This window comes from Paraglaciecola aestuariivivens (genome assembly GCF_052983255.1).
This window is the reverse complement of sequence record NZ_JBRKBA010000005.1, coordinates 72,050-94,284: the sequence shown is the minus strand read 5'-3', so window position 1 is coordinate 94,284 and position 22,235 is coordinate 72,050. Positions and strand designations below refer to the sequence as shown.

Below are 22,235 nucleotides of genomic sequence, written 5' to 3'. Positions count from 1 at the left end.
TTGAGGATTGGCCTGAGTGTAACCTTTAGCTTCCATTTATAAACGAAAGTGAAGACATTGTTTGCAGGGCGCTAACCTTTATTGCTTAGGCTTAAAAGTCAGGCTCGGCTTTTAAACGTAAATTTAGCTTAAGCTGTTGGCTTTGTTGGTGTTTATTTACTTCAAGCACGTTAGCAAACCTGCCATATTGCTTAGATTGATTAATAAGTTTTGGGGTAATAATAGGATCGTCAGCTAAATACACTGTGGGTAACCATTGGCGGCCATACTTTTCTGACTCAATGGTAAAATGAATATGCGCTGCTTCGCGGCCTAAATGATCTGTTCCTGGACGAATGCTAGTTAACTTAAACCTGCCCTGTTCATCGGTTTTTACCCAAGCCTGAATTCGCCAACTATTGGTGCGCTTATCACCCTTGCCAAAATCAAAGCCGGCTTGGTCTCTATGGTAAGCCAGCACTAACACACCTGCGGCAGGGGTTTGACCGTCGGGATTAAACACTTGGCCATTAATTATAAAAGTCGCACCTGGCTCATTAGCTGTTGTCATCTGTGCGTTAGAACTTAGTGTTGCTGGGCGGTTTGCCACAGAGATTTGCCAACTTTTTAGCCAAGCAGGATCAACCTGAGCCAAACTTGGCGCGCTCATACAAGCAAGCCATAAAGTTAGCCACAATAAAGCGCCGTGAAAAAATAGATTTAGCTTATAATTTTTGGCCCATACCATCTTTTATACCTGTGATTGTTGTCGAATTAAATTGTGATAAACCTGATGTAACTTGTCGAGTTGTTCGCGGTCAGTGGCCGAATTTTGCGATAAAGCTTGTATGCTTTGATCAAGTTCATACAAAGTCTGACGCATAAAACTGTCGGGCACTAAACTTTGGATCCAGCTAATGGCTGCTATTCTTTGTCCTTGAGTGACTGGCGTCACTTTATGCAAACTACTAGACGGATATAACACCGCATCCCCAGCCGCTAACTTTACTTTTTGCTTACCAAACTCAGTTTGTATTATCAGTTCGCCTCCTTGATATTCGTCTGTTTCAGATAAAAAAACCGTCATAGACAAATCTGAACGCAAAACCTCTTGATTGTGAGGCATGCGCATTATGGCGGCATCCACATGAAACCCATAGGTTTGATCTTGGCAATAACGATTAAAACATGGCGGAAAAATTTTATGCGGCAGGGCCGCCGACATTAATTTAGGGGTTTGCCCAAAGATCCCCAGTAAATCATTAGTCAGCTGCTTAACCTGTTGCGCTTGGGGATCGGCTTGCGCATTTTGTTTAACCGCTGCCGCCATGCCCATGGCTGTACTTGCTCCTTGTTGCCATGGCACTTGATTCAGTGCTTTACGAAAAGTTTGCACTTGTGGTTTAGATAAAAGCTGCTCAATCAAGACCATGGTAATACTCCTTAATAGATTAAAATTCGTAGGTAATCGAGGCTTTTACCGAGCGCCCATCGCCCAAATACATAAAAGCCCCCGAACGGTAAGCAGCAGTCCAATATTCGGTATCAGCTACATTGCCTAGGTTTAATCTTAATGTGGTTGCATCAGATAAAGTGTAATTAGCAAACAGGTTCACCACTGCATAACTTGGCACCACTATGCTGTAATCGCCCAATTCGGCATTATAAGACGCAGCGGTATCGGGTTGCCCACCATAGATTTCGCTCTTGTAGGTATAATCTCCGCCTACCGCCAAATCTTGGCTAAGTTGATAACGTAATTGAGTATAAAAACTTTTATCGGCAAAATTACTTAACGCTAAGCCAATATTACTGGCTTCAACTGAATCTAATACTTCAGATTGCATAGTTGCGGCGCTTATTTGCAAACTTAGCTTGTCGGTAAGATTGCCATTCATTGCCAACTCAAGGCCGGTTACCCGATTTTTACCTGTGTTTAAGGTACCCAGAGTAGAATAAGCATCGCCTACACTTTCCATCACATCAGACTTAGTAGTTTGAAATACTGCTGCGGCAATAAACAGCTGCTCGTCTAATACCGACCATTTAGTGCCTAGCTCAATATTTTCTACCGTTTCAGGATCAGCTAGAGCGGCTTGCTCTGGATCACCACACAATCCACCGTATCCACAATTGGCTCCTAAATCAGATTCCCCTCCATTAATATTGGTGGCAGTTGAATAAGTCGCATACAGATTAGCGTCATCTGACAAACGGTAAACTACACCCAAATGGCCATTATAAAAGTTATCTCTATAGGCATAACTAAGTGCATCACCTCGACTGACGACATCATTGCTGTAATCAATATTGTCTATGCGTAACCCCACAAAAGCTTGCCAGTCTTGATTAAAAGTAATGGTGTCCATAACATAAGCTGCAATGGTTTTGGCTGAGAACAAGGCATCAGAATCCCCTTGGCTAAACTCGCGCCCCATTAACGATTGGGCATTTGGGTAGAGCTCACCTGCCCCATCAAGCAAACAATAACTAGCACTCACACCACGCCGACCAGAGGTCAAGCAGTTACTCGCTTGAGTATAATTAAGGTTATACACACCGTTATTTACTTGCTCATCGCTAAACTCTGCCCCCACTAATATTTGGTGCTCAACTTGGTTGTGGCTAAGATCCCAAAACAGGTTAAATTGCGAGGCAAAATAATCAACCTCTTGCCAGCCTTGGTGAGTACTTAGACTGATAGTATTTTGACCTGGGGCAATGGGGTCTTCATCTGCTCGTACTGTTCCTATTGCGCCTGTTGATAGGTAGCCATTTGAGGTTTTACCCAAACGGGTGGCGTTGTAAAATTTTAAATTGTCATTGATTTGATATTCACTGCGCACTGTAAATGCCCACACTTCTGAGTCTAAAAAGTCTTCTTGTTGGGCATACACAGGAATATCTGCTACTGCAGAGCGGCTAGCTTGGTCAAAATAGCTACCTAAATCTGGGGTGTCTTGGGCTTTTAAGTAATAAAAGTCAGTGTAAACTCTAAGATCATCAAGGTTGTCGTACAGACCAGACAACAGCAAACCATCTCGACTTCTACTAATATTTTCTCTATTAGGCGCTTGCTCTTGAGTGCTAAGCAAATTAATTCGTGTGGCAAAATTAGTGCTGACCGGGGTGTTGTAATCTAATACTAATCTGTGATGTTCATCTGTTCCTATACTGGCATCAACTCGCCCAAAATCATAAGCAGTAGAGGCCTTTTTAGTGATACTGTTGACCGCCCCCCCCGACGAGCCACGTCCAGCAAAAGTCGAACTAGGTCCTTTAGTAATTTCAATTTGTTCACTGGCAAAACTCTCTCTGGTTGTCATGCCAGGGTCGCGTAATCCATCAACAAATACATCTGAGCGGGCTTCGTGACCCCGAATAATATAACGGTCACCAAAGGCATTACCATTCTCACCTGTACCTAGTGTCACTCCTGCTTGCGCTGCAAGAATCTGTTTAAGATCGTTTTTACCCGATTCAATAATCTGATCTTTGGTTAATACCGTTATAGTTTGCGGCGTATCTTTTAGCTCTGCCACCCGGCGCAGATCACCCGAATTTTTCACATTGTATAAAGAATGTTTAACCCCGTGTACTTTGATGAGTTCAATGGCTTGCGCACTGCATTCTGTATTGTTTTCCTCGCAGTTTTCTGCCAACACTTCGGCATTGGCTTGCCCTAAGGTAAAGGCCAAAGTGGTAAAGAGTGCTTTTGAACCTAAGCTGTTATGTGTGTGTGTTTTACCTGACATAGTGTAAAAAATCCCGTGGATAAGGTTAATGGTGAATGTTCGCAGCAAGCATAACTAAGCAAAAACCAATTGTAAATACAAATGATAACAATTCTCATTAAGATGCAAAGTAGAAATAAGTTAGGCTGGTTAGCGAAGACTCAGGATCTGCCAGATGAAAAAAGCGGGATTAGTCAGACTATGTTAAAAATGCTTAAGCAATTCTCTGTCACTGCTTTATAATCCCCTACAATTCCCAAGCCAACGAATAAACAGGGCTTATATTTAGATGTTTGAACAATTAGAACTAGACGATGATTTAATCCGCGCGGTGGTAGACTTAGGTTATAAAAGTCCCACTAGCATTCAATCGCTGGTTATTCCCGAAGCGATGAATGGCAAAGATATTTTAGCTTCAGCGCCAACAGGCACAGGTAAAACCGCCGCGTTTTTATTACCTGCCTGTCAATTTTTATTGGATTATCCTAGGCGACAGCCTGGCTCAACCCGAATATTAATTCTTACCCCAACCCGTGAATTGGCTTTGCAAATATTTGAGCAAGCCAAGGCCATCAGCAAATACTTGCCGCACATTGCCTGTGGGGTTATTACCGGTGGAATAAACTACGGCACTGACCGCGACTTATTAGAAAAAAATCTCGACATTTTGGTGGCGACCCCAGGGCGCTTGTTTGAACATATCGAAAAAGAAAGCTTTGATTGCCGCGACATAGAGTGCTTAATTTTAGACGAAGCCGACCGTATGCTAGATATGGGATTTTCAGCGGTAGTTAATCAAATTGCCGCAGAAGCGCGCTGGCGCAAACAGAGCATGTTGTTTTCGGCCACCTTAGAAGGCAAAGGCATTGAGCGCTTTGCTGGGGATTTATTAAACGAACCCGTTACTCTTGAAGCTGACTCTAGTCGTAAAGAAAAAGGCGTGATCCATCAGTGGATCCACTTAGCCGACAACGCCAATCACAAACTAGCCTTGCTCACCCATATTCTTAAACAGCAAGTTGAAACCGCAATAGTCTTTGTCAAAACCCGAGAACGTTTAGCAACCTTAGTAGGCCAACTAAACTCCGAGGGGATTGAATGTTGCTGGCTGCAAGGTGAAATGCCACAAGATAAACGTAATGCTGCTATGGAAAAATTCCGTACCGGCGAAGTAAAAATATTAGTCGCAACTGATGTAGCAGCACGGGGCATAGATGTTGATAACATCAGCCATGTGATCAATTACGACATGCCTCGTACCGCTGATGTATATGTGCACCGCATAGGCCGTACAGGGCGAGCTGGAAATAAAGGCACAGCAATTTCTTTAGTTGAAGCACATGATATTGCCATAGTGCCAAAAATTGAACGTTACACTAAACAAGCGTTAAAACGCCGGATTATTGCTGATTTACGTCCGCAAAATAAAGAAGCTAAACCGCCTACAAAGAAAAAAGTCAGCACCAAAACTAAAAAGACGCAATTAAAAGCCAAGCGTCAAGCGAAAGTAAAAAAGCATAAGAAAAAAGGCCGAGGACCTAAAGCATAAATGTTGAATGCAAAGCTTCCCAATAAATTAGTCTTAGCCACAGGCAATCCAGGCAAAGTCAAAGAAATGGCCAATATACTGCAAGGCCTAGGCATTGAAGTATTAGCACAAAGTAATTTTTCAGTGTCTGAGGTAGCAGAAACCGGTAGCACTTTTGTAGAAAACGCCATTATTAAAGCCCGTCATGCGGCCAAACAAACTGGCCTACCCGCAATGGCCGACGATTCGGGCTTAGCGGTTGATGCATTAGGTGGGGCGCCTGGTGTCTATTCGGCACGTTATGCTGGCCAAGATGCCACAGACCAAAGCAACATAGTGAAACTTTTAGCGCAAATGGCAGAGGTTCCAGAATCACAACGTACTGCGCAATTTTACTGTGTATTGGTGTATATGCGTCATGCCGATGATCCCACTCCTATTATTTGTCAGGGAAACTGGCAAGGTAAAATTACCACTCAACAACTAGGTGATAATGGCTTTGGTTACGACCCTGTGTTTTGGCTGCCCGAACAAAATTGCAGTTCTGCACAACTCACAGCTCAAGAAAAAAACCAGCTTAGCCACAGAGGTAAAGCCTTAAAATTGATGTTGGCTCAATTACAACAGCAAGCGAGCTAGACTTTGTCTGCTGCTGTGCCACTGAGGCTGCCTCCTTTATCCCTGTATATTCATATTCCTTGGTGTGTACAAAAGTGCCCTTATTGTGACTTTAACTCCCATGGCCAAAAGCAACAAAATCTGCCCGAACAAGAATACATTAACCATTTACTCGATGACTTAGCCGAAGATGCAAAATTGGTTGGCGACAGACAGATCCACAGTATTTTTATTGGCGGCGGCACCCCAAGTTTATTTTCAGCCGAGGGCATCAAAACCATACTTACTGGAGTCAAACAGCGGGTTAACCTTAAAGCAGATGCTGAAATTACCATGGAAGCCAATCCTGGCACTATTGAAAGTCAGAAGTTTGCCGATTTTGTTGCAGCTGGGGTAAATCGAATTTCCATAGGAGTGCAAAGTTTTCAGCCTGACAAGCTCACTGCTTTAGGGCGTATTCACGATGACAATCAAGCACTTAAAGCAACAGCTTTAGCCAGTAAAATTGGCTTGAATAGCTTTAACCTTGATCTTATGCATGGTTTGCCTAAACAAAGCTTAGAAGACGCGCTCTTTGATTTACAAACCGCCATTAGTCAAAAGCCGCCTCATTTATCTTGGTATCAACTTACTATTGAACCCAACACCCAATTTCATTCTAAACCGCCTACATTACCGGCAGATGACATGCTTTGGGATATTCAAGAGCAAGGGGATACTTTGTTAAGGCAAGCAGGTTTTGAGCAATACGAAATATCGGCTTATAGCCAGCCTGGACAACAATGTTTGCACAACCTCAATTATTGGCGTTTTGGTGATTATTTAGGTATTGGCTGTGGGGCACATGGCAAAATCACTCTAGCAGACAAACAGCAAATTATTCGCACAGTCAAAGTCAAACACCCTAAAGGTTATATGGATTTCACCCGCGCCTACACTGACTCATCTAAAGTGGTTCAAGATGCAGATCTACCCTTTGAGTTTTTTATGAATAGATTTAGGTTAGTTGAGCCTTGCCCTAAAACCGATTACCAAGATTTTACAGGCTTAGCCCTAGATGCCTATACCAACAGCAATTTAGCCAAAGCTCGAGAAAAGGGCTTGCTCACAGAAACCGCTGAGCATTGGCAAGTTACGCCTTTAGGCAGACGTTATCTTAATACCTTGTTAGAAATGATGGTTTAGTCAATAACGTTAGGGTTTTGTTGCACTAAATTTTGACTATACTGGCAAGCACTTAACTGCTTTTAAGGGATAAATATGCAACTGTCTTTAGTTTTTTTGATCGGCAATTTACTGCTGACTTTGAGCCTTAGCTCTCACGCTTTGGCAAATTCAGAGTTAGAACGCAAGTATTACTCAAAATGGGAAACCGAAATTGGTTACGCCCAAGTGGTGCAACAGGGCCGCAATTTGTACCTGTCTGGGGTAGTGGCTGGCGGTAAAGATATGCCAGAGCAAGTCCATAATGTCTATGCAAAAATCAGCAAAATTTTACAAGACTACAATGCCGATACCAGTCATATAGTAAAAGAGGTGGTGTATACCACAGACATGCCAGCCTTAAAAAAAGCCAGTGCTGTACGTAAAGCATTTTTTAAATCCAATCAATATCCAGCAGCCAGTTGGATTCAAATCAGCCGTCTTTACGAACCTAGTGTGATGGTAGAAGTGGAAGTACAAGTGTACTTACCAGAGCAGTAACAGTTGCTTGAGGTGAATAGAGGGTGAATATTGCTGCAAGATAGCAGCTATTCACTCATATAAGCGTTAGTGCCAGTAATTAACACGTTATAATCTCGTAGTTCTTTAACCGAGCCTCTTAGCTTGTCTTCTAGCTTATCTAACTCTTTGAATTTATTACAGAACCACTCTACTTTTAGTTTTAGCGTTTCAGCTTTAGGGCCAACCGACTGGCCAAGCTCTTCACCCATAGTCTCTAAGTGTTGAGCTATGGCATTAATTTTTTCTTCGCTGCCTTCGCCATTTGCCACTAAGCCACCAATAGCAGATAAAATGCCACCCACTGAGGTACTTATGGCTTCTTCTAGTTGCTCTTCTAATTCTCTGTCTACCAGATCATTAACTTGCTCTAAGCTTCCTGGCCCCATATAAAAATTGTCGTTGGCTCGAATAAATTTTTCACGCACGCTCATTTGCACGCGCTCTAAAGACTTTTGTAGTTTTTTCTGGCTTTTGTCGTCTTTTACTAAACCGCCATAAACTTGTTTGATGGTTTCTACTGCAACCTCTACCCCTTCATTAGCCAACAAAATCATTTTTGGCACAACTTGGTGAATACCGGCTGATAACTCAGCCAGATCTTGTTCTTGCTCTGGGGTAAGGGTGATCCAATGGCCTTTTACCATCAACTGATGCGGATGGTTAATTTGATACACAGTTCGACCTTTTTCGGCCAACACTCGAATTTGTTTGTCGGTTACTACCACACCATAATTTAGTGCCACTTCACAGCTAGATTTAGCTAAAGCAGAGGCACTATACAAAGTGCTAAATAATAACCAGGTAAATAAAATAACGCGCATATAAATCCGAGAGCTAAGAATTCAAAGCTAGTCTGCCTTTAAACCGCCAAAATGCAAGTGCCAATCAGATAAGTCGAATAAAACATAAGTTAATCTGCGGTTCTGACTAAACGAGTAAATACAAACAAGCGTTTTTCTTTTAACGAATTACTGCTATTAAAAAATGCCACCACCCAAGCTCTGTTTGGATCTATCACCGAAGGGGTAGAAGTCCAATAATCGTCTGAGCTGGTATTCGGAAAAACCACAGTGTTAATGGCCGGCCTTACGCACGCATGATCTGTTAAACTGGCCAACTCTTTAACATTGGGCACTCGCCAACCAGTTTGCCCTGCATAGGTAAAACCATGGGCACTTATCAGCGCTTGTTGCCAAGTCAGTTCGCTAGCATCACCTTCGCAGGTATCATTCTGCCAGGTTTGGCCTAAGCTACATTGCATCCAAACTAAGCCTAATTCTGTATCTGTTACTGTTCCATCGCCGTTTTCCACAAACTTAGTTAACAGGTTGGGATCATAATCGGTTAAACAGGTTTGGCTTTGTGCCCAAGTTGAAAACGCTAAGGTTAGCCATAATAAAGTTTTCATATCATCGCCCTGCCCTAACCAAGCGCACTCTTGCTGCAGTGGATTTATTTAAAAAGTTGTCATTGCCTGTGGCAAAGTCAATGGCCCAAGCGTTATGCGCTTGACCATTTGCCATACCGTCTGCACTTTCGTTTTGAGTCCAGTACCAAATAGGTGCAGTTAACCCATTCGCGGTATTAGGAAAATAATCTGTGTCTATCATTGGCCCAGAACTTTGACCCAAATGCACTATAGATAGAAGTTCGTTATGGGTAGGTAAGCGCCAATCGCGAAAGTTACATAAGCCTTGTTGATTAACCTGATCGATTAAGGCTTTAGTTTGGCAATTATTTAATGAACAACTGCCATTGCTTCCAGAGAAATCTCCCGATTGCTCGCCGTTAGCTAATATTTGATACCATTCGTAAGTGGCATTATTACTGTGTAAATCAGAGCTAGTGGGAGCAGTTTTCACTTCCCAAATTAGCCCAGTGATATTATCGCGCACACAGTGCCATAGGTTTTCTTCATCATCAACTTCATCTCCGCTTTCATCAAGGCGAGTAAAATCAAAGCCATTCGCACCACGGCCGGCTTTTTCTGATAAGCCATTTTGATGAATTATATCTTGCCCACGCTGCCCGTCTTGGCCAGGGTAATCGGCTTGATAAGCACTAAGTATTTGTGTATCTGTAGCTTGTTGAATGACCCCAGTATCATTGATGGGTTGAATAGGTAAAGGCCTTACTGTCACTGTTATTTCATCGTCTACTCTATTGCCTTGGGCGTCTGTCACCCTAAGGGTAAAGGTAATTAACTCTGCACTGCTAACGGCTGGGGCCACGGCCACAGTTTGTAAGGCATTGAGATCTTCAATTTGAGGGTCGGTTTCTGAGTCATTCAGCCACAAATAATTTAGAGGCTGGGCGGCAGGCACAGTGGTACTGGCTTGCCCATTTAAGTTAATGCTTTCACCTGAAAACACATTATGATCAACCCCAGCATTGACCTCTGGTAAAGTCTCGGCGGCACTTTGAACCGTTAAGGTGACAAATTCGGTATCTTCAGCACCTTCGGCATCTGTGACAGTTAAACTGATAGTTATACTACTGGCAACCTCTAAAACTGGAGTAAAAAAGGCTAGACTATCGCCCTGTGTGCTAATGCCATTTAATACCTCTTCTCCGGCGGTTTGTTGCCAGTTATAGGCCACTATAGGCACATTTTCATCGATTGGATCGTCATCTTTACTTTGCATACCATTTAAAGTGACTTCGTAACCCGCTGGAAACTGATTTTTCGCTAGCCCCGGATATTGTTGTACTTGCACTATGGCTTCTGGGGGAATATTAACTGGCAAAATCGTGTAAATTGCAGAGTCGCTCCCCTGATTACCCTCTGAGTCTGTGACTGTCACTGTGATGGTATAAGTCAGAGTTTCAGTGGTGACAGGGGCAATAAAAGTAGCAATGCCAACACTGGGATCTTCTTGCTCTATGGCTAACGTCGGGCTGGCGCGCCATGCATAGCTTAGCTCCTCGGTTTGGCCACTGGCCTGAGCAGACAAAGTTACCAAACTTTGTTCGTTAACCGTTTTAGCTGCACCAATATTAACTAGCACTTTAGGAGTGGGTGTTGTCGAGTCATTTTCTAGGCCACCGCCCGAACAGCCTAACAAGAGCAACATCGCACTTATTCTAATGATCAAAGAGTGTATGGCAGTCATAGTTTGTTAAATTTAGCTTATAAAAATCAAAAAATGTTTATATAACATGCACTAAGTATACCAACCACACGCCAATTTCTTGGCAACCCAGATTAATTTAACCAATAAAACATGATAGATAAAATAGTGGCAGTGAGTACGCCATTAATACATAAGGCTAAAGTCGCAAATGCCACAGCTTTTGAGCCTAGTTGCTGTGCATGAGCGGTGCCTATGGCATGGGCAATGATGCCTAGGGATAAGCCCTGAGCTTCGGGACTATGACAACCAGTTAGTTTAAATACCAGCCGACTAAACAATACCCCAATCAATCCAGTAAAAATCACAATAGCTGCGGCAAACTCTGGTATTCCACCCACTAGACTTGCGGTATCCATAGCCAAGGGTGTAGTGATAGATTTAGTCAAAACCGAGCCTAATTCGCTGGGGGCAAAGCCCAAGAGCCACAATAGGCAAATGGCGCTTAGCGGCGCCAAAATACCCCCACTTATAATCACCACTAGGTTGGCACTGCCTGTATGCGCAAGAGTTTTAAATTGCTGAAATAAAGGTACAGCTAAGGCGACAGTTACCGGACCTAATAACCATGCTAAAGGTTGCATATAGTTTTGATAGCTGTGCAATGGCAGCCCAAACAAATACAGCATGGCAATGATTAGCCCTGCGGCTAACAATATGGGATGAAACAGCAAGTTTTTTTGCAGCCAACTAAACAATACCAGTGCCAACAAGTAGGCACCTAGCGTGGCCCCAACCACCCCAACATAAGTTAATAATTCAAACATAGTCTGTTGAAGCTCAATCATGTTTGGACTTTTGTGATGTGGCTTGGGGCAAAGCCCCCACCCGCATTTTTTTAGCCAACCAAGCGGTCAGCAACAAACTTAAAAAAGTACTGAATGCGATAGCCACTGCAAACAGCCACCACCTGTCTGCTAATTGCTCAAAGTAGTAGCCCGCTGCTAATAAAGGGGCAATAAAAAATAACGATAAATGACGTAAACAGAATTGGCTCACCAACATTAAGGGCTGGGGAACACGACCTAAAACTAACAAAGTAGCAAAAAGTAACAACAAGCCCAGCAAAGCTGGAGGCAACGCAATAACTTGGCTTAACCCTAACCCCAGGCCCCAAAAAACCAATAACCAAAGTAACCCTAAGATTGCTTTAGAACAGGCTTTTAGAGAAAACGCCAAAATCACTAAGCGCCAGTTTTGATGTCTTCTAAGTGATATTTTTCAATCAATGAGTACAAAGTCGGACGAGTCACGCCTAATAACTCTGCCGTTTTTGACATATTTTTCTCAGCCACTAAAAAGGCATTGCGTATGGCTCGGCTCTCAGCTTGTTCGCGTACTTCTCTTAAATTTAAGCTTTCCATACTTGGCATGTCATCTTGAATAGTTAGACTTAAGTCTTCGGCTTGAATATGGGTGCCTTCGGCCATGATCACCGCTGATTTTAATTTGTTTTGCAATTCGCGGATATTGCCTGGCCATGGATGTTGCTTCATGGCTTTGATAGCGGCATCACTAAAGCCTTTTAACTTAGTCTTAAACTCTTGGTTATATTGACTTAAAAAGGTTTTGGCTAATAACACTACATCGTTATCACGCTCTCTTAGCGGCGGAATAAGGATGCTAATTTCACCTATACGATAAAACAAATCTTCTCTAAAACTTTGTTCAGCTACCATAGCGGGTATGTCTCTATGGGTTGCACAAATCACCCGTATATTTACTGGAATTTCGTTGCGCCCACCTATGCGTTCAATCACCCTTTCTTGTAAAAAGCGTAGCATTTTTGCTTGTAAACCTATGGGCATATCCCCTATTTCATCTAAAAATAAGGTGCCATTTTGCGCCGACTCAATTTTTCCTGGAGTGGTTTTATTAGCGCCGGTAAAGGCACCTTTTTCGTAGCCAAATAATTCACTTTCTAATAAGTTTTCTGGAATAGAGGCACAGTTTATGGCCACAAAAGGTTTGTCTTTACGTAAGCTGTGTTCGTGAATACTGCGAGCAAATACTTCTTTGCCTGTGCCACTTTCACCTAATAACAAAGTACTAATGTCGGTTTGCGCGATTCGTTCGGCTTTTTTACTGGCACTTAAAATACCTTCACTTTGGCCAATGATTCGATCCATGGCTGGGGCGACTTCAGCTAAATGACGGTTTTCTTTTTCCAGATCAAATAAGTTGATTGCACGGCTAACCAAAATTTGGATGGTATCTGAATCTATGGGCTTTTGGTAAAAGTCGTATGCGCCTAAACCTATGGCTTTAAGGGCATTCTTTTTATCATTATTGCCTGTTACCACTATGACTTTAGTTTGTGGGGCTAAGGCTAAAATTTCTTCTAGGGTAGCCAGGCCTTCACTGGCATTACTGGGATCAGGAGGTAAACCTAAATCTAAGGTAACAACTTTAGGCTCAAAGCGTCTGAGTTGAGCTATGGCTGAGGTTCTATCTTCAGCAAAGACGACCTCATAACCACTAAAACTCCACTTTAATTGTTTTTGAATCCCTAAATCGTCATCTACGACTAATATCTTATCCATGAAATTTTACCCTTATTGTTCTTAGTTGGTTGGCACTATTAATGTAAAAGTTGTGCCTTGTTGTTCTGTGCTTTTTACCAAGAGTTGGCCACCAATTTTTTCCATATAGGCTTTGGCATCAAAGGCGCCTATGCCCATGCCTGCGTTGCCTTTAGTGGTATCAAAAGGTTTAAATAATCGAGTATTTATAAACTCTTCACTCATGCCGCAGCCAGAATCAATGATATTAATTTGCATAGACTTTTCATCTACTGACAACCCTAATTCTACCTCAATACTGCCATCATCTGCTGTAGCTTGCTGAGCATTACTGATTAAATGATAAATAACATTACTGAATTTGTCTTTATCTAACACCACTGGGGTGTGAGATGTCACTCGTATTTGGGGTTTAGGCAAAAACGACGCACAACGCTGCTCTATGACTTGTTCAATACAATCGGGCAAGGACACTAAACTTTCGGCGCCATCTTGCAAAGTTTCTTTTTCGGTTAATTGGCGCAGCATTTTATCCATTCTAGCTTTAGTGTGATGCAGAGTTTCAAAAGTATCATCAATAAACTCAGGATTATTTTTATGTTGCTGGGCATTACATAAAATTAAATCAATTTGCGCTAACACGTTTTTTAGATCATGCACCACAAAGGCCGACATTCGAGTAAAGGCGGCAAACTGGGCGTTTTCGGCTAACTCTTCTGCGGCTTGGTGGTGAAATAAAAAGTTAGATACCTGAGCATTGACTGCAGTTAAATAATCTCGCAACTCCCAGTTCAGCTTTTTACTGGTATTATCTGACCCTTGCATTAACACCATGCCCCAGATTTGCTCATCTTTGTATATTGGCAACACCAATTGAAACGACAGACTATTTAACAAACCGTGATTAATTTTAAGCTCTTCGTAAATGTAAGGTTTGGTTCTTAACTCTTCTACATCAATAATCCAATTTTTTTGCTTAAAAAAGGCGCTAAAGGTTAACAGTACACTTTGTTCATCTTCACTTAATTGGGCTTTGTCTACATCAGCCAAGATTTTTAACTTATCGCCAGTACATTGAATAAAACAACCAGATTGATAATCAATGGCCTGCATAAAACCTTTTAACGCTGTGGAGTAAGGATTAGCTTGTGAGTCTTTTGCATCTAAACAATGAGTTAACTTTAACCATTCGTGCCGATAATCAAACTGATTGGCAAAAAAGTGCTTAGTTATGAATACCTTAATCTTGGTGCGAAAACTTAAAGACAAAAACAAGGTAATTAACAAGGCCAACGACAGCGCAATTAAAATAATTTGTATGGTGGCGCCCCACTGTCCTCCAAAGTACTTAACTGCATAGCCTAATAAGGCCATCACTAATAAGTATCCACCGGCCACCAAGAGTAAGGTGCTGTGCATGACTATATCGCGAGAAATATAGATCTCTACGCCCCAGTTTTTAACACGCCTTATGGCTAATACTAAAAAAGGCAGCAAGGCAAAATAGATATAACCGCGAGCGGCAATATAATGCAGGTGAATTTGCCCCACCATTAAGGCATTGGCAAAAGTAACAAACTCAAACACACTGGTAATGGCTAAAAATAACACTAATGGTTTTAATGCCCATCTATTTTCGCCAGCTTGACGATATATCAGTTCGAGCAATACCAAAACTTGTAGGGCAATGCAGGTTTGTATTACAAATTGCCAAGACTGTATGGCAACCCCCATAAAGGGCAAAGCAATAGCAGTAAAAGGCAAGGCCAGAATCAGCCAAGTTTCTTTGCGCGCCAAAACTTCAATTAGATTGGTAAAATTATCTTTTAAACAAGAAGCCAAAAACAACAACCAAAACAGGTACTTAAGGTTGTCGAATAACAACATAGTTTGCAGCGAGTAAGGATTAATTAAGAGAGGGGCAACCGACCATACACAGGTGGCCCCTGCAGCTAAAATTAACAGATATTTTGCTAAGCCTGATTTACGTACCGTTAGTAACAATAACACCAACAGCGCATAGCCAAATGCACTTAAAATATAACCCACTGTACCAAGCATAACGCGCTAGTCCTTTATCGCTTTTTTAATACTAAACTACCAATGGAATAACCTGCGCCAAATGAGCACAACAAGCCAATGTCTCCGGCTTGTAAGTCTTTATGATTCAAGTGAAAAGCAATAATAGAGCCAGCAGAGGCAGTATTTGCAAAGGTATCTAATACTATTGGGGCTTCTTGCTGTGATGGTTGACGGTCAAGCAGTTTACGACTGATTAAAGTGTTCATGTTGATGTTGGCTTGATGTAACCACCATCTTGAAACGTCTTGTGAACTTAGCTCATGGCGAGCTAAATGTTCACTTATATGACTCACTGCCATAGGGCACACTTCTTTAAATACTTTGCGGCCTTCTTGATGAAATAACTTATCTGCGGCAAAAGGATCAACATCGTTTGCCCGGCTGACATAACCAAAGTTAGAACGAATATTATTCGAAAACTGGGTCACTGCTTTAGTACTTAAAATTTCATACACGTGCTCAGCATCACTGGTATCTTGATGCTCCACCACCATAGCAGTGGCAACATCACCAAAAATAAAATGACTATCACGATCACAAAAATTGATTTGTGGTGAAGTCAGTTCAGGATTAATCACTAACACTGACTTTGCCGTACCGGCAGCAATCATTTCATAGGCACGATGCAAAGCAAAAGTGGCAGCAGAACAAGCCACTAACATATCAAATGCAAAGCCTTGGATCCCCAAGGCAGCTTGTACTTCTATGGCCAATGCAGGGTAAGAGCGTTGGGTATAAGCACAAGAAACAATCACAACATCAATATCTTGCGGCCTTTTGTTGGCGGCTTTTAAGGCATCTTTGGCCGCATGTATGGCCATTTCAGCTTGATCAGATAGCTCATCATCTTTACGCTCAGGAATAATAGGTCGCATGCGGTCAATATCTAAAATGCCATCTTTAACATACACATAGCGGCTTTTTATGCCTGAAGCTTTTTCAATAAATTCGGCACTTGAAAGTGGTTTTTCTGCTACCTCGCCTTGCGCTATGGCTTGGCTGTTTTGTTGATTAAACTGCTTTGCGTACCCATTGTAGGCCCCAACTAGCTCTTCATTTGAAATACTATGAGCCGGTTTCCATAACCCACAACCACTAATGACCACTGATGATGACATGACAATTCCTAACTAAAACGTGCTTAGCTGCACTTAGCAATTTAAACGCCAGGCAGCAGGTATTCAGCTAGCTTATCTGCTTGCAATAAAAAAGTCAGCTTTAAGCTGACTTTTAAACAGATTAAATCGTTAGTTTTTGGCTAAAACATATAGGTTGTGGCTGCACTTAACAATTGATTTTGATTGGTCTTGCCAGCTACACAGGTTTGAATATCTTTATGTTTAAAAACATAGACTTTATCGTGACTTTTTATATTGCTGTCGTTTTCGGCTTCAACAAAATCCGACAATAAAAAGCTAACATTTTCGTTGTCTGCTAAGCCACTTAAGCCCGCCCCATAACGGCACAGTACATCACCTATGGTATCTTCAAATAAAGCTAGCGACTCTTTATATAGTTTCTGTTTAAGCTCTTGACGCTTTTTCAGTTCTTTTTTGCGCTCAGCGGTTAACTCAGACTTAAAAGCTTCCAGTTCTTTACTCTTAACTTCTAACTTAGCAATATCTTTATTTAACTCAGCGATACGCATTTCAATGTCTTTGCGTCTTTGGCTTTCAGCATTGCGTTTTTCAAACTCAAGATCTCTGATACTGCGATTATATTCTCTTTGTTGCCAACTAAGCTCTCTTTGCTCTTGCGATAGTTCACGCATTTTATCGCGCAAATCACGCTCTTGTTCGTTACCGTGGTCAACAAACTCTCTGACTATTTCTTCAATTTCATGCTCATCAACAAACTGACGGGCATTACCAAAAGGCGCGGCTGGCGCTACTGGGAGATTTTCTAACATTCCGCTAAAATCAAAGCCAAAAAAACTACGGCCGTGACGACCACTATCAATTTCAAACACTACCCCTTGACCTGCCAAATAAAACACGGCTTTAGGTTTAAAACTCACATTTTTATCTGAGCCTTTTTGACGTAAAGACGTTTGTAAAATATTTAGCATGATGCCCGCTTCATTTCGTACTTGTTTAATATCGGTATCTTGCTTTTTAGCCTGTACAGCAGTGCTGGATAACCCTGCTATTGCTGCGGCTAATAAGGTTTTTTTCATTAACTTAATCATCTTCACTTCCTCACTCTTGAACTATGCCAATTGGGGTTGGTTGGGCATATAAATTTTGTTGCAACTGGTTAAGTTGCCGCGCATAAAATAACTGGTCGTCACCACGTTGTTCGTTGACATATTTAATTAACTCAGCAAAGTCTTCGCGCCTTTCTTTACGGCTAGCCGATAACAAATACTGAGTTAGCTGGGCATTAGCATCCATTTGTTGCTTGCCAATTGCCTGGGTATAAGCGGTTAAAGCTAATTGCTGTGCTTGTTCAAACTCAGCCAACCTTTGGTTAACTAAAGAATCAATCTCATGACTGCTTTGTTTGCTGGCAAAACTTATGGTCATCTCACCATTATCCACTTTTACTTGAAAACCAGATAACACCATTACAATGGCACATAGTGAAGTTGCCAATGACAAACTCGGTAGTCCTTGCCACTGCCACCACTTGACTTTTTCTGGCATATCAAAGGTTTTGTCTGCGTCCCAATTGGGCACATTTTGCTCACTATATTGTTCACTTTGACTAGCAAATAAAGTGTAACTTTCCACTTGTTTGGCAAAGTCAGAGTCTTGTAGGCAGCGTTGCTCAAACATTTGCTGCTGTTGCTCATTTAACTGTTGTTCTATCCAAAGGCTCAACAACTCTTGATTGCTAATTGAATGTTGTGAGTTAGGCATAATCCGCCTCCATCAAAGTTCTTAATTTTTCTAAAGCGCCATATAAACGAGATTTAGCTGTATTGGCCGACATCCCGGTTTGCTCGGCAATTTCATCAAAGGTAAATTGCCCAAAAAACTTTAATTCTACTACCGCTTTTTGCGCTAAAGGCAAAGCTTGCATGGCTTGTATTAGTTGTTTGTTTGCTTGATCTATTTGTAAACACTCAGCCACCGAAGGCTGCTCTGACTCTATTTCTGGGGCATCATCTAAGCCTTGCATGGGCTTTTTACGCCGATAAAATTCGATACATCTAAAATGGGCAATCCTAAACAACCAACTTTTAAAACTGCCTTCGTGGCGATAATTAGCTAGATTGCGAAATACCGACATAAACACTTCTTGCATTAAGTCTAAGGCGTCTTCATTTTTGCTGGTCATACGCAAGCCATAGTTGTAAATCGGCTTTTCGTAACGCTTAATTAAATTAAGCCAAGCCTGCTTATTCCCTTGCAGTGCTTTTTTAACTAACTGTTCATCGGTTTTCTCAAACACTGTGTTGGTTTTCCTATTTGCGGCTTATTAACCGTCTAATTTTGCCCTTTGCTGAATAAAGTCGAGGGGCATTGAATAAAAGTTTATTTTTTTTCAAACTTTTTTAAAAAATTATCGGTTTAACGTAGGAATAGGGGTTAAAGGTGCAAGCAACTCAGCCAAATATCGAAATAATCTGACCCTAGTGGTGCCATTGCGCCATACCATGCCAATTTCTCTGTAGGCCATGTCTTCAGCTGGCATAGAAATTAGCGGAGTGGTACTAAGTATATGATTTTGAATAGCTAATTCTGGCATAAAAGTAAAACCTAGCTTGCTATTTGCCAGTTGCACTAAGGTATACAAACTGCTTGCGGCTAACGAACTCACCTGCTCTTTATGTTGTAAGCCACAGGCACTTACGGCATGGCCTGTCATACAATGTTCTTGTTGTAACAAAAACACACTGCGTTTGGGTAAGGCTGACATTTCTAAAGGTACAGGCAAGGTATCGACTAAATCACTATGGGCAATTAAATGAAAGGGGTCGTGACCTAGTACCAGCTGTTTGCAGCCGGGGGTATCCATGGGCAAAGCTAAAATCAATAGATCTAAGGCCCCTTCGTTTAATTGGGTGAGTAAATTTGCGGTGGTATCTTCTTGTAACTGTAAATTGATCTCAGTTAAGTTTTGCTGCACCTTGTTAATTAGCCCTTCAAAAATAAAAGGCGCAATAGTTGGGATCACCCCTATTTTAAGGTTGCCAGCTTGCCAATTACCGGCACTTTGTGCAAAGTCCACCAGCTCATGGGCATCGGTCAGTAAGGCTTTACTGCGTTCTACTAGCTCTAAACCAAAAGGTGTAAACACAAAGGTTTTATGATCTCGCTCTAATAATTGTGAGCCAAACTGGTCTTCTAAGTTTTGTATGGCGGTGCTCAGGGTAGACTGGCTAACATGACAATGTGCTGCTGCACGGTGGAAATGCTGTTCTTGATGTAACACAACTAAATAATGTAAGTGTTTAAGGTTAGGCCACTTCATACATTCTCATCTATAAAAACGATTAAAGTTAGCAGTTTAGATTAGTAATAAAGATAAAAAAAGCGCTTAACAGCGCTTTTTCTTGGTACTTTGACCTGTCCTAACTAACTCAGTCGGTTATCTACCTATAGATGCATAAGTGGCCACTTGCTGACGTTCACCTTCAACAAATTTAGACCACTGTTTGGCTATATTGCGACTGCCGTCGTATTTTTGTGCTTGGGCTAATTGGTTTAGCGCTTCGTTATATTCGCCCACATTAAACTGTGCCATACCTATCACTAAGTGAGCCATGCCTTCGTTGCGTAAACCACCTTTTTCAATGGCTTGTTTAGAAGCCGCAATCGCTTGCTGCCAGTTGTCCATATTGAGGTACATTTGACCTAGTTGCGCATAAAGCTCACCGTCCTCTGATAACTTAGCTGCAGCTAACATCACAGGAATGGCCTTGTTGATTTCTTTGGCTCCATTGTAAGACTGAGCTAAAAAGGTCAAGTTACGTTGGTCTTGCGCTAATTTGCCATTATCTATCGCACGCTGCATTACTAATGCGGCTTTATAGGGCATTTGATGGTAGTAATATAACTGAGCCAAATTAAACATATCTGAGCCAGTTGCGATATATTCCATTTGCTCAGCGATTTCCATCACCGCTAATTGATTTTCTTCTTGGCCTAACTCACCGTACATGCCAGCAAGTTGTATCCAATATTTAGGAGCTTCAAACTTTTTCACCAATTTTAGTAAAACGTTTTTTACTTGTTCTGGTTGTTTTAATTCAAAGTACACAGCTCGTTGTAGTACGTACCATTGTTCGTCAACTTGAAAACCTAAATCGTTATTTTCGACTTGCTCAATAGCAGCGTTGATATAGCCAGACGCTGCCTTGTAATCTTGCTTTTGATACATGGCTTGGGCTTTTAAAACCAAGTTTTTAGCTGGCATGTCTTTGTTTGGGTATAAACGTTTTTGGATGCTTTCCCACTGCTCAATCTTAGCAATAGTCTCATCAAAATTTCCGCGCATCATGTGCAATTGCGCCAAGCTAAATAAAGTCGCTTGTGCAAAGGTGTCAGGAATAGGCTGTTGTTTAACCACATTTTCAAACGCACTAATAGCCGCTTGATAATTTTCAGCTTGGTAATGAATAAAACCATAAAAGTTATACATCATGGCTTGTTCGTAACTGTTCATTGAGCTGGCTTTAGACTTTACTTCATCCAGAACGTTAAAAGCTTCTGCTGCCTGCCCGGCATCGGCCAAGCTTTGCGCTCGAGATAGCTGGTCATACACTTTAGCGCGCAGTGTAGGCACTCTTTTCGTTTTGCGCTCTACCTGTGTTTCTTGCGCATAACTATTGGTTGACTGCACACCTGACACCAAAATGGTTGCCACACATACAGATACTATTTTTAACAATTGTTTATTAATAGCCATAACTAGCCCCCAAGTTCAAATTTAACTCGCACTTCTACCCCAGATACTTCCATGGGTTCGCCATTGACGACGCGCGGTTTGTATTTATATTTTAATGTGGCATCTATTGCCGCTTGCTCAAAAATGCCTTCTGGTGATGCCTGGATCACTTTAGGATCTTTAACTGTGCCTAATTTGCTAACGGTAAACTCTAGGTCAACATAGCCTTCAATTCCCCGTTGTAATGCCCTTCTTGGATAAACCGCTGCCACCCGCACTATAGGTAAAAATTCACCGTCCCCTGAAGATAAGGCCAAGCCACCTTCAAGAGCTACGTCAGTGGTCACATCTGCACCAAAATTCATACCTGCGGTGCTGCTATCTGGCGAGGGTGCATCCATTTGTGGTGGCGCCAAGTCTGGTGGCGGCTGTTTGGGTTTGGGCGGTTTTTTGGGTTTACGATCTTTCTTTTGTACTTCTTGTTCTTTTTTAACCCGTACAAAATCTAAAACACTGCCTTTGGGCGCATCAGTTAACGCACTCCCGCCACTTTGAATCAGTGACTGCATTAAAAAAAACAGACTCAAAGTCACAACAGCCGCAACAACAAGCGCAATAGCCAATCGGGTTAGTGTCTGAGGCATGGTATTTGCCATAACTGCTAAGGCTCCTGTGCCGCAATTGACACATCTAAAATGCCTGCAGCACGGGATGCATCCATAACTTTTATCAGTACATCTGTGGTGGCTTTTTGGTCAGCTTGGATAACCACAGTACCTTGTGGGTTTTCTGCATATAAGCGCTCAATATTCGCTTGCACTGCACGTACATCTACCTTGCGTTTATTGATCCAAATTTCGCCTTTATCACTGATGGCCACCAAAATATTAGCGCGGTCTTTTTTCACTGCTGTGGCCGCTTCGGGGCGGTTCACATCAATTCCCGCTTCTTTTACAAATGACGCGGTAACAATGAAAAAGATCAACATAATAAACACCACGTCTAACATAGGGGTCATATCAATTGCGGCTTCTTCGTCGTCCATTAAGTTTTGAAAATGTTGTTTCATAATGTTCTCTTA

The 22,235-nt window shown here is 41.9% G+C and carries 22 protein-coding genes; 4 read left to right on the top strand and 18 right to left on the bottom strand.

The window, feature by feature from the left end:
- Positions 1-91: 91 nt before the first annotated feature.
- The 3 genes from ACVCDT_RS09095 to ACVCDT_RS09085 all read right to left on the bottom strand — a co-directional run bounded on the left by ACVCDT_RS09095 (position 92) and on the right by ACVCDT_RS09085 (position 3,734).
- Positions 92-649 (bottom strand): dioxygenase family protein, encoded by a 558-nt coding sequence (locus ACVCDT_RS09095; protein WP_447132454.1) that lies wholly within the window; start codon positions 647-649, stop codon positions 92-94.
- Positions 650-730: 81 nt separating this feature from the next.
- Entirely contained in the window at positions 731-1,411 is a 681-nt protein-coding gene (locus ACVCDT_RS09090) for a Fe2+-dependent dioxygenase (RefSeq protein WP_447132453.1), read from the bottom strand.
- Positions 1,412-1,430: 19 nt separating this feature from the next.
- The gene (locus ACVCDT_RS09085; protein WP_447132452.1) at positions 1,431-3,734 is read right to left on the bottom strand and encodes a TonB-dependent receptor; all 2,304 of its coding nucleotides are present in this window, start codon (positions 3,732-3,734) and stop codon (positions 1,431-1,433) included.
- A 268-nt stretch (positions 3,735-4,002) separates the two neighbouring features.
- Here ACVCDT_RS09085 and srmB point away from each other — a divergent pair, with 268 nt between their 5' ends.
- From srmB to ACVCDT_RS09065, 4 genes are all read left to right on the top strand, one after another.
- On the top strand, positions 4,003-5,262 hold the full coding sequence (srmB, locus tag ACVCDT_RS09080; RefSeq protein ID WP_447132451.1) for an ATP-dependent RNA helicase SrmB: 1,260 nt from the start codon (positions 4,003-4,005) through the stop codon (positions 5,260-5,262).
- Positions 5,263-5,880 carry an XTP/dITP diphosphatase gene (locus ACVCDT_RS09075; protein ID WP_447132450.1) on the top strand — a complete coding sequence of 206 codons (618 nt, stop codon included), beginning with the start codon at positions 5,263-5,265 and terminating at the stop codon, positions 5,878-5,880.
- 21 nt (positions 5,881-5,901) lie between these two features.
- Entirely contained in the window at positions 5,902-7,044 is a 1,143-nt protein-coding gene (gene hemW / locus ACVCDT_RS09070) for a radical SAM family heme chaperone HemW (RefSeq protein ID WP_447132667.1), read from the top strand.
- Positions 7,045-7,119: 75 nt separating this feature from the next.
- Positions 7,120-7,563 carry a RidA family protein gene (locus ACVCDT_RS09065; RefSeq protein WP_447132449.1) on the top strand — a complete coding sequence of 148 codons (444 nt, stop codon included), beginning with the start codon at positions 7,120-7,122 and terminating at the stop codon, positions 7,561-7,563.
- Between the two features lie 47 nt (positions 7,564-7,610).
- Here ACVCDT_RS09065 and ACVCDT_RS09060 read toward each other — a convergent pair whose 3' ends face one another.
- The 15 genes from ACVCDT_RS09060 to ACVCDT_RS08990 form a co-directional block, all read right to left on the bottom strand.
- Positions 7,611-8,405 (bottom strand): YggN family protein, encoded by a 795-nt coding sequence (locus tag ACVCDT_RS09060; RefSeq protein ID WP_447132448.1) that lies wholly within the window; start codon positions 8,403-8,405, stop codon positions 7,611-7,613.
- Between the two features lie 89 nt (positions 8,406-8,494).
- Positions 8,495-8,992, bottom strand: a complete 498-nt coding sequence (locus ACVCDT_RS09055) for an Lcl C-terminal domain-containing protein (protein WP_447132447.1) — start codon at positions 8,990-8,992, stop codon at positions 8,495-8,497.
- A gap of 1 nt (position 8,993) precedes the next feature.
- On the bottom strand, positions 8,994-10,697 hold the full coding sequence (locus ACVCDT_RS09050) for an Lcl C-terminal domain-containing protein (RefSeq protein WP_447132446.1): 1,704 nt from the start codon (positions 10,695-10,697) through the stop codon (positions 8,994-8,996).
- 92 nt (positions 10,698-10,789) lie between these two features.
- Positions 10,790-11,503: an LrgB family protein gene (locus tag ACVCDT_RS09045; RefSeq protein WP_447132445.1), complete on the bottom strand. Its 714-nt coding sequence runs from the start codon at positions 11,501-11,503 to the stop codon at positions 10,790-10,792.
- On the bottom strand, positions 11,496-11,894 hold the full coding sequence (locus ACVCDT_RS09040; RefSeq protein WP_447132444.1) for a CidA/LrgA family protein: 399 nt from the start codon (positions 11,892-11,894) through the stop codon (positions 11,496-11,498). The genes ACVCDT_RS09045 and ACVCDT_RS09040 overlap by 8 nt, the downstream gene beginning before the upstream one ends.
- Before the next feature lie 5 nt (positions 11,895-11,899).
- The gene (gene prsR, locus ACVCDT_RS09035) at positions 11,900-13,258 is read right to left on the bottom strand and encodes a PEP-CTERM-box response regulator transcription factor (RefSeq protein WP_447132443.1); all 1,359 of its coding nucleotides are present in this window, start codon (positions 13,256-13,258) and stop codon (positions 11,900-11,902) included.
- A 21-nt stretch (positions 13,259-13,279) separates the two neighbouring features.
- Positions 13,280-15,298, bottom strand: a complete 2,019-nt coding sequence (gene prsK, locus ACVCDT_RS09030) for an XrtA/PEP-CTERM system histidine kinase PrsK (RefSeq protein WP_447132442.1) — start codon at positions 15,296-15,298, stop codon at positions 13,280-13,282.
- A gap of 14 nt (positions 15,299-15,312) precedes the next feature.
- A complete protein-coding gene (locus ACVCDT_RS09025; RefSeq protein WP_447132441.1) occupies positions 15,313-16,437 on the bottom strand; it encodes a beta-ketoacyl-ACP synthase III in 1,125 nt (374 codons plus the stop codon).
- Positions 16,438-16,577: 140 nt separating this feature from the next.
- Positions 16,578-17,507, bottom strand: coding sequence for a hypothetical protein (locus tag ACVCDT_RS09020; RefSeq protein WP_447132440.1), 930 nt, complete (start codon positions 17,505-17,507; stop codon positions 16,578-16,580).
- A 10-nt stretch (positions 17,508-17,517) separates the two neighbouring features.
- Positions 17,518-18,180: a hypothetical protein gene (locus ACVCDT_RS09015; RefSeq protein WP_447132439.1), complete on the bottom strand. Its 663-nt coding sequence runs from the start codon at positions 18,178-18,180 to the stop codon at positions 17,518-17,520.
- On the bottom strand, positions 18,173-18,715 hold the full coding sequence (locus ACVCDT_RS09010) for an RNA polymerase sigma factor (RefSeq protein ID WP_447132438.1): 543 nt from the start codon (positions 18,713-18,715) through the stop codon (positions 18,173-18,175). Before ACVCDT_RS09010 ends, ACVCDT_RS09015 begins: the two co-directional genes overlap by 8 nt.
- Positions 18,716-18,826: 111 nt before the next feature.
- On the bottom strand, positions 18,827-19,738 hold the full coding sequence (locus ACVCDT_RS09005; RefSeq protein WP_447132437.1) for a hydrogen peroxide-inducible genes activator: 912 nt from the start codon (positions 19,736-19,738) through the stop codon (positions 18,827-18,829).
- A gap of 117 nt (positions 19,739-19,855) precedes the next feature.
- The gene (locus tag ACVCDT_RS09000; RefSeq protein ID WP_447132436.1) at positions 19,856-21,175 is read right to left on the bottom strand and encodes a tetratricopeptide repeat protein; all 1,320 of its coding nucleotides are present in this window, start codon (positions 21,173-21,175) and stop codon (positions 19,856-19,858) included.
- Positions 21,176-21,177: 2 nt separating this feature from the next.
- Positions 21,178-21,810, bottom strand: a complete 633-nt coding sequence (locus ACVCDT_RS08995) for an energy transducer TonB (protein WP_447132435.1) — start codon at positions 21,808-21,810, stop codon at positions 21,178-21,180.
- Positions 21,811-21,815: 5 nt separating this feature from the next.
- Positions 21,816-22,223 (bottom strand): ExbD/TolR family protein, encoded by a 408-nt coding sequence (locus ACVCDT_RS08990; RefSeq protein ID WP_447132434.1) that lies wholly within the window; start codon positions 22,221-22,223, stop codon positions 21,816-21,818.
- Positions 22,224-22,235 lie beyond the last annotated feature (12 nt).

Bases quoted from the DNA above. Each gene is read 5' to 3' on its own strand.
- ACVCDT_RS08995 (WP_447132435.1), bottom strand. From the start codon at position 21,810: ATGGCAAATACCATGCCTCAGACACTAACCCGATTGGCTATTGCGCTT.
- ACVCDT_RS09005 (WP_447132437.1), bottom strand. From the start codon at position 19,738: ATGAAGTGGCCTAACCTTAAACACTTACATTATTTAGTTGTGTTACAT.
- ACVCDT_RS09025 (WP_447132441.1), bottom strand. From the start codon at position 16,437: ATGTCATCATCAGTGGTCATTAGTGGTTGTGGGTTATGGAAACCGGCT.
- ACVCDT_RS09015 (WP_447132439.1), bottom strand. From the start codon at position 18,180: ATGCCTAACTCACAACATTCAATTAGCAATCAAGAGTTGTTGAGCCTT.
- ACVCDT_RS09000 (WP_447132436.1), bottom strand. From the start codon at position 21,175: ATGGCTATTAATAAACAATTGTTAAAAATAGTATCTGTATGTGTGGCA.
- ACVCDT_RS09055 (WP_447132447.1), bottom strand. From the start codon at position 8,992: ATGAAAACTTTATTATGGCTAACCTTAGCGTTTTCAACTTGGGCACAA.
- ACVCDT_RS09060 (WP_447132448.1), bottom strand. From the start codon at position 8,405: ATGCGCGTTATTTTATTTACCTGGTTATTATTTAGCACTTTGTATAGT.
- ACVCDT_RS09065 (WP_447132449.1), top strand. From the start codon at position 7,120: ATGCAACTGTCTTTAGTTTTTTTGATCGGCAATTTACTGCTGACTTTG.
- ACVCDT_RS09085 (WP_447132452.1), bottom strand. From the start codon at position 3,734: ATGTCAGGTAAAACACACACACATAACAGCTTAGGTTCAAAAGCACTC.
- ACVCDT_RS09075 (WP_447132450.1), top strand. From the start codon at position 5,263: ATGTTGAATGCAAAGCTTCCCAATAAATTAGTCTTAGCCACAGGCAAT.
- prsK (WP_447132442.1), bottom strand. From the start codon at position 15,298: ATGCTTGGTACAGTGGGTTATATTTTAAGTGCATTTGGCTATGCGCTG.
- ACVCDT_RS09090 (WP_447132453.1), bottom strand. From the start codon at position 1,411: ATGGTCTTGATTGAGCAGCTTTTATCTAAACCACAAGTGCAAACTTTT.
- ACVCDT_RS08990 (WP_447132434.1), bottom strand. From the start codon at position 22,223: ATGAAACAACATTTTCAAAACTTAATGGACGACGAAGAAGCCGCAATT.
- prsR (WP_447132443.1), bottom strand. From the start codon at position 13,258: ATGGATAAGATATTAGTCGTAGATGACGATTTAGGGATTCAAAAACAA.
- ACVCDT_RS09095 (WP_447132454.1), bottom strand. From the start codon at position 649: ATGAGCGCGCCAAGTTTGGCTCAGGTTGATCCTGCTTGGCTAAAAAGT.
- ACVCDT_RS09045 (WP_447132445.1), bottom strand. From the start codon at position 11,503: ATGATTGAGCTTCAACAGACTATGTTTGAATTATTAACTTATGTTGGG.
- srmB (WP_447132451.1), top strand. From the start codon at position 4,003: ATGTTTGAACAATTAGAACTAGACGATGATTTAATCCGCGCGGTGGTA.
- ACVCDT_RS09020 (WP_447132440.1), bottom strand. From the start codon at position 17,507: ATGATTAAGTTAATGAAAAAAACCTTATTAGCCGCAGCAATAGCAGGG.
- ACVCDT_RS09050 (WP_447132446.1), bottom strand. From the start codon at position 10,697: ATGACTGCCATACACTCTTTGATCATTAGAATAAGTGCGATGTTGCTC.